At 41.0% G+C, this 12,798-nt stretch carries 11 protein-coding genes; 9 read left to right on the forward strand and 2 right to left on the reverse strand.

The window, feature by feature from the left end; genetic code table 11:
• The first annotated feature begins 50 nt into the window (after positions 1–50).
• The 5 genes from GR929_RS01830 (at position 51) to GR929_RS01850 (ending at position 6,123) form a co-directional block, all read left to right on the forward strand.
• On the forward strand, positions 51–1,655 hold the full coding sequence (locus GR929_RS01830) for a CTP synthase (RefSeq protein WP_159517204.1): 1,605 nt from the start codon (positions 51–53) through the stop codon (positions 1,653–1,655).
• Positions 1,656–1,670: 15 nt separating this feature from the next.
• A complete protein-coding gene (gene yidC / locus GR929_RS01835; RefSeq protein WP_159517205.1) occupies positions 1,671–3,608 on the forward strand; it encodes a membrane protein insertase YidC in 1,938 nt (645 codons plus the stop codon).
• Positions 3,609–3,676: 68 nt separating this feature from the next.
• Positions 3,677–4,078 carry a thermonuclease family protein gene (locus GR929_RS01840; RefSeq protein ID WP_159517206.1) on the forward strand — a complete coding sequence of 134 codons (402 nt, stop codon included), beginning with the start codon at positions 3,677–3,679 and terminating at the stop codon, positions 4,076–4,078.
• 68 nt (positions 4,079–4,146) lie between these two features.
• Positions 4,147–4,467: an antibiotic biosynthesis monooxygenase family protein gene (locus tag GR929_RS01845; RefSeq protein WP_159517207.1), complete on the forward strand. Its 321-nt coding sequence runs from the start codon at positions 4,147–4,149 to the stop codon at positions 4,465–4,467.
• Between the two features lie 15 nt (positions 4,468–4,482).
• On the forward strand, positions 4,483–6,123 hold the full coding sequence (locus tag GR929_RS01850) for a dipeptidyl-peptidase 3 family protein (RefSeq protein ID WP_201300875.1): 1,641 nt from the start codon (positions 4,483–4,485) through the stop codon (positions 6,121–6,123).
• A 91-nt stretch (positions 6,124–6,214) separates the two neighbouring features.
• On the opposite strand, the gene GR929_RS01855 is transcribed toward GR929_RS01850, so the two are convergent.
• Positions 6,215–6,955, reverse strand: coding sequence for a peroxiredoxin (locus GR929_RS01855; protein WP_159517208.1), 741 nt, complete (start codon positions 6,953–6,955; stop codon positions 6,215–6,217).
• Positions 6,956–7,441: 486 nt separating this feature from the next.
• Here GR929_RS01855 and GR929_RS01860 point away from each other — a divergent pair, with 486 nt between their 5' ends.
• Together GR929_RS01860 and alr are read left to right on the forward strand one after the other, a co-directional pair.
• Complete coding sequence (locus GR929_RS01860) at positions 7,442–7,885, forward strand: DUF4293 domain-containing protein (protein WP_159517209.1); 444 nt, start codon at positions 7,442–7,444, stop codon at positions 7,883–7,885.
• A gap of 402 nt (positions 7,886–8,287) precedes the next feature.
• Positions 8,288–9,403, forward strand: a complete 1,116-nt coding sequence (alr, locus tag GR929_RS01865) for an alanine racemase (protein ID WP_159517210.1) — start codon at positions 8,288–8,290, stop codon at positions 9,401–9,403.
• 251 nt (positions 9,404–9,654) lie between these two features.
• Here the strand turns inward: alr and GR929_RS01870 are convergent, their stop codons facing one another.
• Positions 9,655–10,458, reverse strand: a complete 804-nt coding sequence (locus tag GR929_RS01870; RefSeq protein ID WP_159517211.1) for an XRE family transcriptional regulator — start codon at positions 10,456–10,458, stop codon at positions 9,655–9,657.
• Between the two features lie 63 nt (positions 10,459–10,521).
• Here GR929_RS01870 and GR929_RS01875 point away from each other — a divergent pair, with 63 nt between their 5' ends.
• Both GR929_RS01875 and GR929_RS01880 read left to right on the forward strand, forming a co-directional pair.
• Positions 10,522–11,274: an ImuA family protein gene (locus GR929_RS01875; protein WP_159517212.1), complete on the forward strand. Its 753-nt coding sequence runs from the start codon at positions 10,522–10,524 to the stop codon at positions 11,272–11,274.
• Complete coding sequence (locus GR929_RS01880) at positions 11,267–12,760, forward strand: Y-family DNA polymerase (protein WP_159517213.1); 1,494 nt, start codon at positions 11,267–11,269, stop codon at positions 12,758–12,760. Before GR929_RS01875 ends, GR929_RS01880 begins: the two co-directional genes overlap by 8 nt.
• Positions 12,761–12,798: the final 38 nt, after the last annotated feature.

Here is a 12,798-nt window from a genome sequence, read left to right on the forward strand (position 1 = left end):
TTTATTGATTAACTTTGTGCGTTTTTAGGAACTTATAAAAATATACGATTTTGTCAGCAACGAAGTACATCTTTGTCACCGGAGGTGTGACCTCCTCATTAGGAAAAGGAATCTTAGCCAGCTCATTGGCTAAATTATTGCAAGCCAGAGGTTACTCGGTTACCATTCAAAAGTTAGACCCCTACATCAATGTTGATCCCGGAACTCTGAATCCGTACGAACATGGCGAGTGTTTTGTAACGGACGATGGTGCTGAAACAGACTTGGATCTAGGCCATTATGAGCGTTTCTTGAACGTTCCGACCTCACAAGCCAATAATGTAACCACCGGAAGAATTTATCAATCGGTTATCAATAAAGAGCGTCGTGGCGATTATCTGGGAAAAACCGTTCAGATTATTCCTCACATTACTGATGAAATTAAGCGAAAAATAAAATTCCTCGGAAACAAGCGTAACTACGACATCGTTGTAACTGAGATTGGCGGAACTGTTGGTGATATTGAGTCGCTGCCATACATTGAAGCTGTGCGCCAGTTGAAGTGGGAGCTTGGATCGAACGCATTGGTAATTCACTTAACACTGGTGCCATTTTTAGCGGCTTCAGGTGAGTTGAAAACCAAACCAACACAGCACTCGGTAAAAGCCCTTTTAGAAAACGGAGTTCAGCCTGATGTTTTGGTATTGCGCACTGAGCATGACCTTGGAATTGGTATTCGAAAGAAAGTAGCATTATTTTGCAACGTCGATATTGATGCAGTTGTGCAGTCAATTGATGTTCCTACGATCTATGAAGTTCCGAATAAAATGTTGGAAGAAAAGCTTGATTTAACTGTACTCAAGAAATTGAAGCTTCCTTCGAAAAACGAACCAGATTTAAAAGAGTGGAACGAGTTTCTGCGAAAACATAAAAATCCGGAGCAGGAAGTTGAAATTGGGTTGGTTGGAAAGTATGTTGAATTGCAAGATGCTTATAAATCAATTGCTGAGGCTTTGGTACATGCTGGCGCATCTAACCGGGCAAAGGTTAAATTGCGCTGGATTCACTCCGAAGAATTAACTCCGGAAAACGTTGAAGAGCAGTTAAAAGATTTGGATGGAGTCATTATTGCTCCAGGTTTCGGACATCGTGGTATTGAAGGTAAAATCAAGGCCACTCAATATGTTAGGGAAAATAACATTCCATTCCTTGGAATCTGTCTTGGGATGCAAATTGCAGTCATCGAGTATGCCCGAAATGTGTTGGGTCTGACGGGGGCTGATTCAACAGAAATGAATGATAAAACAACTGCCCGGGTTATCGACCTGATGGAAGATCAAAAAGGAATTACAGAGAAAGGTGGAACAATGCGACTTGGCGCTTACGATTGCCATATTATAAATAAGCGTTCCAATTTTTATAAAGCTTATGGAAAGACAGATATCCGAGAGCGACATCGTCATCGATATGAGTTTAACAATGACTATCTGGAAGCTTTCAAACAGTCGGATATGAAACCAGTTGGTGTTAACCCTGATACTGACCTTGTTGAAGTTATGGAGATTAAAAATCACAAATGGTTTATTGGGGTTCAATTTCACCCGGAGTACAGTAGTACCGTTTTAAAACCGCATCCGCTATTTGTTGCCTTTATCAAAGCAACATTGAAAAAATAAAGAAAAAATATTTATATGGACAGAAATACGGTCATCGGGATTGTTCTTATTTTCACGATCCTGATAGGATTTAGTTACTTGAACAAGCCTTCGGAAGAAGAAATTGCAGCCGCTAAACGACGTCAGGATTCCATTGCTCAGGTCGAAGCAATGAGAGCCCAAGAGGCTGAAGCGCAAACAGAAAATGCCAAAGTTCAACAATCATCGCTTCCTGCTTCTGAAAATGGAGAAGCAACGGATTCAACGGCAGTCGCTCAAAATGTGAAAGACCAATTTGGTGCATTTGCTGAAGCTGCTATTGGTAATGAAGAATTTATCACCCTGGAGAATAACCTGATGAAAATTCAGATTTCGACTAAAGGTGGTAAAATTTACTCTGTCGAATTAAAAGACTATCAAACGTACGATTCTTTACCGTTGATGTTATTTGAAGGAGAAGATAATCTCTTCGGATTAAATTTCTTTGCACAAAACCGCAGCATTCGTACGGATGATTTATACTTTGTTCCTTCGGTAAGTAAAAAGGATATTGTCGTTAGCGGACCCGAAGTTCCGAAAGGAAAAGAAGGACGTGAAAGCTTTAATGAAGAAAGTGCTGGTGAAAATCAAACGATTGCCATGCGTTTAGATGCCGGCAACGGTCGCTACATGGAATATCAGTATACCATCGATTATAATTCCTACTTGATCGGGTTTGACGTAAAAACTGTTGGTTTTGATCAGTTGGTGTCTAAAAATACCAACTACCTGAATTTTAACTGGGCTTTTTCAGCTCCTCGCCAGGAACGTAAATCAAAATACGGTGAAGATCGCTATACAACAATTACGTATAAGTATTTTGAGGATGAAGTGGATAAATTGAGTGCTAGCGAGACATCAGAAGAAACATTAAAAACTAAAGTAAAGTGGATCAGTTTAAAACAGCTGTTTTTTAACTCATCAATTATCGCTGACACGTCTTTCCCAACAGCAGATGTGAGATTTGAGTATTTGGAAGATGATCCGAAATACCTTGCTAATTTTTATACCGACATTGCTTTACCGTTCGAAAGTAAGCCCAATGAGGACTATAGCATGCAGTTCTACTTTGGACCCAATCATTACACAACGCTTAAGCAATATGATATTTCATTGGAGCGCTTGGTTGATCTGGGATATGCAATTGTTCGCCCCGTAAATAAGTGGCTTATTATTCCGGTGTTTAACTTTCTGGGGAAATACATCAATAATTTTGGAATCATCATTTTATTGTTGACTATTTTCATCAAGCTTATTGTTTTCCCGTTTACCTATAAATCGTACATTTCGCAAGCAAAAATGCGTTCGTTGAAACCAGAAATTGACGAACTGGGCGAGAAGTTTGGGAAAGATAAGGCGATGGAAAAGCAACAGGCGACGATGGCCTTGTATAAAAAGGCGGGGGTTAATCCAATGGGAGGATGTTTGCCAATGGTGCTGCAAATGCCAATCTTATTTGCCATGTTCTTTTTCTTCCCAACTTCAATTGAGTTGAGACAAGAAAGTTTCCTTTGGGCAAACGACTTATCGTCTTTTGATTCTATTCTGAAATTACCATTCGAAATTCCGGTATATGGCGATCATGTAAGTTTGTTTTGCTTGTTAATGACCGTAACAACGATTTTTTCAACAAAATTAAACTCTCAGGCAACCAGTAGTCAGGCAATGCCGGGGATGCAGACCATGATGTATATTATGCCACTCATGTTCCTGTTTATCTTGAATAGTTATCCTGCGGGCTTAAGCTATTATTACTTTTTGGCTAACTTAATTACGATTGGTCAAATGTATTTATTCCGCACTCTCATTGACGAGGATAAAATACGGGTTCAACTTCAGGCGAATAAAAAGAAGGCAGGACCAGCTAAGAAATCTAATTTTCAGAAACGGTTAGAAAAAATGGCAAAAGAAAAGGGAATGCAACTTCCAAAATAATATTTTAAAAATGCTGTCAGTTTTGGCAGCATTTTTTGTATTTTATCATTCGTAATCAAAATAAACGAATGATGTTTCAATATCAATCTGAAATACAAAAAGTCATTGATGGCGACACTTATGTCATCGATATTGATCTTGGCCTTGGTGTTTGGGTACGCGGCGAACGAATCAGACTGTACGGTGTAGATACCCCCGAAGTTTATGGAGTAAAGAAAACCTCCGAAGAATATCAGCTTGGCAAAGCATCCTCCGATTTTGCCAAATCGTTAGTAAAAAAAGGAACTTTGGCAATTGTCGAAACCATTAAGGACGAAAAAGGCAAGTATGGTCGTTACCTGGCCGTTTTGTACATAAGAGTTCCTGAAGATATTTTGGCCGGGCATGATCAAATTCGGGCAATTGCCGATTTCTATTGCCTCAATGATTTGCTGATTGCTAAAGGATTAGCCGAACCATACATGCTATAAATTAATCCATCTATCGGTATTTATTGTTGGTTCGGATTAATTGGATTGGAATTTGTTAGACGAAAAGAATGATTGCAGAAACTCCAAAGCCTCCTTATTACGCCGTTATTTTTACATCTGTCCGTATACCGGAAGATGAGTCTCGCTATGCAAAAATGGCAAACAAACTGGAAGAAATGGCTAAACAGCAGAACGGCTTTCTGGGAATAGAATCTGTCCGTAATGATTTGGGGATAACTGTGTCTTATTGGAGTGACTTGGATTCAATCAGAAAACGGAAGTCACAGGCCGACCATTTGCTTGCACAGAAGATGGGACGCGAGAAATGGTATAAATGTTACAAAATCAGAATTGCATTAGTAGAACGGGACTACAACTTTGAAAATTAAATAGTGAATATAACAATGAAGAGAATTATTTTATCGATGGTGATTGGTGCAGGTTTGCTCGCCGGAGCATGCACCAATAAAACCAATGAACAGAAAGAAATGAAAAGTGAAATTGCTCAAAAAGCTGATGAGTTTATTGCTGTAAAACTGACCACTGATTTATCGGTTTTAAGCGAAAAGGAAAAGCAAATGCTGCCTTTATTATTTAAGGCTGCTAAAATCATGAATGAGATTTTCTGGATTGAAGCTTTTGGAGATAAAGAAGAAATACTATCCAAAGCGACAAGTCCGGCGATGGAGAAATTCATTAAGGTGAATTATGGTCCTTGGGAACGCTTGAATAATAACGAACCATTTATTGAAGGTTATGGCATAAAGCCTGCCGGAGCAAATTTCTACCCCAGAGATATGACAAAGGCGGAGTTTGAGGCCTGGGAGGAACCATCGAAAACGAGTTTGTATACACTCATTCGACGTGACGATGATGGAAGCTTGAAAGCAATTCCTTATCATGATGCATTTAAAGCGAAAATAGAAGAAGCTGTCGTCTATATTCGCCAGGCTTCCGAATTGGCGGAGGATCCGGGTTTGAAAAAATATCTGAAATTACGAGCCGATGCATTGTTGACAGATGATTATTACGAAAGTGACCTTGCCTGGTTGGATATGAAAGACAACACCATCGATTTTGTAGTTGGCCCCATCGAAAATTACGAAGACCAATTGTATGGTTACAAGGCAGCACATGAAGCTTTTATTTTGGTGAAAGACAAAGAGTGGAGCCAGAAGCTGGAGAAATTCGCGGCTTTATTGCCCGACCTTCAGAAAGCCCTGCCAACCAGCGAAGCCAATAAAAGTGAAATGCCTGGATCTGATTCTGATTTGAATGCCTATGACGTGGTATATTACGCCGGCGATTGCAATGCCGGAAGTAAAACGATCGCTATCAACTTGCCTAACGACGAGCGGGTGCGAGCCAATAAAGGTAGTCGCAAATTGCAGTTGAAGAATTCGATGAAAGCCAAGTTTGATAAAATACTGATGCCAATTACGGATCTGTTAATTGCTGAAGATCAGCGAGGACATGTAAAGTTTGACGCATTCTTTGAAAATACCATGTTTCACGAGGCTGCACATGGATTGGGCATGGGAAATACCATCGATGGAAATCAAACAGTTCGTGGAGCCTTAAAAGAAACCTATAGCTCGTTGGAAGAAAGTAAGGCTGATATTTTAGGACTTTGGGTTGTTTACAAGCTGACCGAAATGGGCGAGTTTTCCGATAAAGATCTGATGGATAATTTCGTCACCTTTATGGCTGGTATTTTTCGTTCAGTACGCTTTGGAGCGGCTAGCGCTCACGGAAAAGCCAATATGATCCGCTTTTACTATTTTCAGGAAAAAGGTGCTTTTGAACGCGATGCAACAACAGGAACTTACCGGGTAAACTTCGAAAAGATGAAGCAAGCAATGATTGATCTTTCTGATTTAGTTTTAACTGTTCAGGCTGAAGGTGATTACGATGCAGCAAAAGCCATGATTGAAAAAAAGGGCTTTATTCGAGACGAGCTTCAGAAAGATCTGGAGCGGATTTCAGAAGCCGGAATTCCGGTGGACATTGTATTTAATCAAGGTCCCGAAGCTCTTGGATTGTGACCGGAATTAAAACATTCAATAATAAGGGCGATGGAAGTTAACTTCCATCGCCCTTATTAAGTTCTTTGCGTTTATTGAATTAAAAATTGATTCATTTGGTTGTTTCAGTTAAACTTTGTTTTTCCTTTTTAAACCACATCCGATCACCAACTCGATAATACTTAAGTTCCAATTCAGGATTATTGGCTAATTCTTCTTTTGTATACGGATAGTGCATCATCAGTAAATCATCACCTTTCTCCCAATTCGCAGGGGTTAGCATTTTTCTTTCATCAGCAGTTTGTAGGGCAACAATGGTACGTTCAATTTCCAAAATATTCCTGCCTACTTCAATGGGATAAAAATTAATTGATCTTACAATATTATTTGGATCGATGATGTAAACTCCTCTTATGTCACGACTTGTGCTTGTTGGTGCATGAAGCATGCCATACATAATTGACGCTTTTTTGTTGGAATCCTCAAGTATCGGAAAAAGTATTTGTTGTTGTCCTCTTCCTTTATAATCCAGTTCTTCCAAGTGTGCTTTCCACATATTGTGTTGGGAAACATTGTCGGTAGAAATAACGGCAAATTGGACGTTCAAACTTTTTAGGTCATCTTGTAAATAGGCAAGTTCTAATAGTTCTGACGAGCATACCGGAGTGAAGTCTTTCGGATGGCTAAATAGGATTTTCCAGCTTTTTTCAAAATCATTTGGAAACGTAAATTCTCCATTAGTCGATTGTGTAGTGAATGATGGAGCCTGGGATCCAATCAAAGGGATTTGCTTATTTTGCGAATGAAGTGTTCCGACGAAAAGAATAGCAATTAATAGGGTATAAGTTCTCATGGTATGTGGTGTTAGTAATGTGGTTAAATACTGGATAAAAGTTAATATGATATTTGTTTTCAAAAGAGTGTTGTTATTGAAAAGAATAGACCGATAACGGTTCGTTTATTTTCAATAAAAGAAGATAGCGCTAATAAGATCCTTATATCTTGATTGTTGACAACGTTGCAAGTGTACGACGATGCATAATCCGAAGTCAATACGTGATTTCCACACCTTTTTGTCAATCAAATTGATTGCCGATAATCTGCACGTGTTCAACTGTTTGTTTGTGAGTTGTTTGTGCTGTTGTTTGTGTCGCTGAAAATTGAAAATTAGAAGATTGATCTTTTTTGAAAAAACAGAGTGTAAAACATATTAATAGGGTTATTGAATTAACCATTCTAATAGTCGGATGTTTTGATAAAGAATGATTTGATAACTTTATCGATTTATTATTGCCACTTTTCCTTAAAAATGTAATTTTGCGTTAAAAATAAATTAATCATGATTCAACGTATTCAAACACTTTATATACTTATCTCAACCAGTTTGATTGGTTTGCTATTTGCATTGCCATTTGCCGAAATTGCAGTAAGCGATAAGTTTTACTTGTTTAATATACAAGGGATACTACACAATGGACAAGTCATTGAAAATGGATTGCCAATCACAATTTTTACAGGCATTATTTTAGTTCTGCACGTTACAGCTATCTTTTTGTTTAAAAAGCGTATTCTTCAAATACGAATATTGGTATTCTCCATTCTGTTGATGCTGGGCTTATTTGGTATGTTTTATTTCTTTACATACTACAGCTTTAAAGGAGCTGATGTTAGCTTTAAAATTGCCGTTGTTTTCCCATTAATAGCTATTATTCTCGATTATTTAGCTATTCGAAATATTGGTAAAGATGAAGCTTTAGTTCGTTCCATTGACCGGATACGATAACTGAAGGAACTTATCGTATTAAAAATGGCATCTTCGTTTTGAGGATGCCATTTTTGTTGTACCGAAGTCTTATTTCTAATCTTGTTTCCTGTAGATGTTTTCCTGATGTGAGAAAATTGTCATTTATATCTTCTTTTCTGCTGGTCTGGATTTGCAATTCCAGCCTTTAAAATATTGAATTTGAAATCCGGAAGGAATATTGAAGGGATAGATTAGAAAAATATTGACTCGCATATATACACACGCAATAGGTCATTTCTTGGCAATATGGAAAATGCAAACCTTGTCATCCATAGCAGAGTGACAAATCTATGATAGAACGGAACAATACTGGGTAAGTCGTGAAATGACTAATTCTACAAAAAATTAAGTTGTTTTATATTTATTAAATTTGGGAGCTATATGAAGCAACATCACATATCTGTTATCGTTTCGCGTAAGCGATTTGCAAATAATATCAGAATATTAAAAGAATACGTTTACCCGGCTAAGTTGTCGGTGGTTATGAAAGCAGACGCATATGGTCATGGCCTTGCAGGTTTGGTAGAAACGGCCATTACGGCAGGAGCTGACTCGATTGGGATCTCTACCAACCCAGAGGCACATATGGTTCGTGCCGTGTCGCAAGATTTTCCGTTAATAAGGCTGCGAATGGCCTTGCCTGAAGAACTAAAGGAGTCGGTGGCGGAACTGAATATCGAGGAACAGGTTGGAACCTGGGAAGCTTCGGAATACCTTAGTTGTGAAGGAATACGGCGCGGCTTACCGGTTTCTGTGCACCTTACGCTCGATACGGGAATGGGGCGAGGCGGTTTCGGTATTAACGAGATCGACACGATCAGGCGGGTCATAGCGCTACCTGGGCTACGCATTGTTGGTGTAATGGCCCATTATGCCAATGCCGATGCCACAACGATGGATTATAGTCTTGCTCAAAATCAGAAATTTGATCGTTTTGTTGAAGCGTTGGCTTTGGAGCTACCAGACGATGTTCTTTTTCATACCCACAACTCTGCGGCAACGATGCGCCTACCAAACTTGCGACGCGATATGGTTCGTGTCGGTGCTGCTTGCTATGGGGTAAAAACATCGCACAATTTCAGTAACCTACCCGATCTGAAGCCCTGTATGATGGTAAAAACCAGGATTACGCAAGTTCGAAACATCCCGGCTGCAACAAAAATTGGCTATGGAAGCCTTTACACCACGAAGCGACCTTCGCGAATTGCCGCAATACCGGTTGGCTTTGGAGAAGGCTATCCACGTGCATTGTTCAACAAGGGTATCGTATTAATCGGTGGACATCGATGCCCGGTAGTCGGTCGGGTTTCTCTAAATATCACAACGATTGATGTTACCGATCTGCCACATGTTCCAAAATGGGGCGACGAAGTGGTGTTGATCGGCGATCAGGAAAATGAAACCATCACCTTCGAGGAAATGGCTGACAAGTTTCAAAGTGTACACACAGAAATCAATTTGATGGCGGGAAGCATGAATGAAATCAAGTACTTGTAAGTCCTCGAGTCCTGATATTGCAAATATGTCTGGTAGCTAAAAAAACACTTTATCCTCGCTAGTCGAAATTCGCAATCCCGACCTTTTGAAAAATAGAATTAATATTTGGAAGGAATCTTGGTTCAGCCGATGGGGATTCGGGTTATCTGCAGATTTGTACTATCATCGGATTCGATAGTCAAAGCGATATGATACTAAATGAAATAGTGCCATTGTGCTGAGGATACCATTTTTAGAATAGCAACTTTCTGTCAAAGTTGACCAACTTTTTTTTCCAGTTTCCTGATGGCTGTTAGTATTGTTTCCATTTCTGGTCGTGCTTCCGGGAACTCCCTGCTGGTATAAGCATAAAATCGCCAGATTTCCATGATGTTACCAGACTCAACGGTGTAAGGTTTATACTCCGGATTGAGCGATTTTAGCAGGATGGTTCCATCTGAGTTGACAGTCACCATTTTAAATACAAAGTCCTGTTGACCTTCCAGAATAACAATGCAGGGCGTATCTGTTTTCAGGGTTGACCAATCGGCCACATACTGTGCGATAATATCACTCCCTTCAGGAACCGGAAGCATAGAATCCCCTGTTGATGGGAAGATTCGAAATGTTCCCTGATTGGGCAGGTTCGGAACCGAATATTTTGGCAGGGCTGCAATAAACTCAGGATCGTTGTAGCCAGCCATGTATCCTGCTTTTGCCTTTATTGGCACATACTCCACATTTTCATTATTCGACTTGTCTACTGAAATGGCTAATACTCGCAGGTTACCCCCGCGGATGTAAACATCGTTTCCTGCTTCCAGATCCCTCACCTTCAGTTCACCCAATTTTGAAAGGTCAATTTTCAATAAAGTATCAATACTTATTTTGAAAAATTCAGAGAATTTCAGGTAGTCTCCCGGTTGCGGCGACTTGGTATTGCCGGCCTCAATGGCAGCAATCTTTGCCCGCGTTAATCCCAGCGTTGATGCAAGTGCTTCCTGGCTTATTTTCTTTCGTTCCCGAAGGAATTTGATATTTCCAGCAAAGAAAATTTTTTGTGAATTATTTTTCATTTGTTATATTTAGAGACATCTGGTTGTTATTATTAATAACAAAATTAAGGTTTTTTTTTAATTATGCAAGAGTTGGCCGGGAAAAAGGAAATTATCAAACAACTGAGAGACAGGATACTTTCGATGGAAGGATTCAGTACGGGAAAGGATAGTCAGCAGCTTGATTTTGGACTGGGAAAAATGAATGCGGCATTTCCCGGAGGAACTTTCCCTGTTGCTGCAATGCATGAGTTTGTGAGTCACACCGAAGCTTGTGCGGCTGCTTCAAATGGTTTCTTGGCGGGCTTGCTGGCTACACTCATGAAAAAAGGAGGCTTTTGCTTGTGGATAAGTACCGGACGTAAATTATTTCCTCCTGCCTTGAAATTCTTTGGCATCGAACCAGAGCAGCTTATTTTTATTGATGTCAGGCGGCAAAAAGATGCCCTTTGGGTGATGGAGCAGGGCGTAAAATGCAATGCGTTGACGGCTGTTGTGGGGGAATTTCGGGATATCAGTTTTGCCGACTCCCGTCGCTTGCAATTGGCAATAGAAGCGAGTCGGGTAACCGGGTTTTTGCACCGGCTACATCCACGTTTCGAGAATACGCTGACGTGTGTATCCCGTTGGAAAATCAGACCGATAGCCAGCAGGGAAAACGATGGTTTGCCAGGAGTGGGCTTTTCTTGTGTGGAAGTTGAATTAGAAAAAATAAGAAACGGGCGACCAGGGATTTGGCAGTTTGAGTGGCAAAACGGATCATTCAACCAGGTGGCTCCTCAAAGATCGGTTGTTTCAAAATCCGGAGAAGCTAAAAAGAAGCAAAGTTATGCCTAAGCGTTATTTATACATCTGGTTTCATTATTTGGCAACCGATCGGTTGGCAAAAATTAATCCAGAGCTGCAGAGGACACAATTTTTGTTGTATGCTTCCGAGAAGGGGCAGATGCTTGTTCGTGCAGCAAGCCAGGCATTATTGAAAGAAGGCATGGTCCCGGGTATGTTGGTGGCTGATGTCCGTGCAATACTCCCTTCGGTGGAAGTATTCCCTGAAGACCTGCAGGCAATGCAGAAATTGCTGAATGATTTGGCTGAATGGTGTTTTCGTTATACCCCAACAGTAGCGACAGATGCTCCGGATGGACTAATACTGGACATCTCCGGCTGCCCGCATTTGTGGGAAGGGGAAGTCCCTTATCTTGATGAAATTACGCACCGGCTTCGGAAAGGTGGATATGATGTACGTGTGGGTATTGCTGATACTGTTGGAGCGGCATGGGCTGTGGCTCGCTACGGAAATCAGACTATCATTGAGCCCGGGAAGCATGGCGAAGCACTGCTTACGCTACCTCCGGCTGCTTTACGGCTGGATCGTATCACTTTGCAGCGTATGGGAAAGCTCGGCTTTCGACAAATCGGGCAGCTCATCCGTATTCCTCGGAGTAATTTACGCCGACGTTTTGGAGACAGCCTGCTTAACCGATTGGAACAAGCATTGGGAACAGTTTCAGAGCCTCTGGTTCCTGTTCTGCCGACTCCGGTTTATCAAGAGCGATTGCCCTGCATTGAGCCTATCCGAACGGCAAAAGGGATTAAAATTGCGCTGGAACGTTTGTTGGAAAAACTATGTGAACGTTTTTTTAGGGAAGGAAAAGGCATGCGAACAGGTATCTTCAAGGGGTATCGCATCGATGGAGAAATTGTGCAAATCGATATTGGCACCAACAGGGCATCGCGCAATGCGTCACACCTTTTCAAGCTATTCGAGTTGAAAATACCTGAGCTTGAACCGGCACTTGGGATTGAAGTTTTCACACTGGAGGCTACGTTGGTTGAAGAGCTTAGCGAAACACAGGAAGCTTTGTGGAGTGTTGGGAGCAACAATCAAACGGCCATTGCTGAATTGTTGGACAATATTGCCGGTAAGGTGGGAGCACAGGCCATTCACCGCTATCTGCCGCAGGAACATTATTGGCCGGAGCATTCGATAACAGATGTTGGCTCGCTGGAAGCTAAGCCCCAAACCGCATGGTGTACCGATCGCCCTCGTCCACTTCATCTTTTACCTGAGCCGGAGCCAATTGAAGTGATGGTGATGCTTCCGGATTATCCTCCACTACATTTCCGCTACAAAGATGAAGTTATTCGCATTGCTCGTGCTGATGGCCCCGAACGAATAGAGCAGGAGTGGTGGATTCAGAGTGGGCCCCCAAGAGATTATTATCGGGTTGAAGATGAAAACGGGGCTCGCTATTGGCTGTTCCGACTTGGATTGTACGGCCATGGAAAAAATCAATGGTTTTTGCACGGCTTTTTTGTATGAATAGCTAACGTGAGCACAATGACTGTGACCGAAAACTT

The sequence above is a fragment of the Sunxiuqinia indica genome (genome assembly GCF_009847015.1).
Classification (GTDB): Bacteria; Bacteroidota; Bacteroidia; order Bacteroidales; family Prolixibacteraceae; genus Sunxiuqinia; species Sunxiuqinia indica.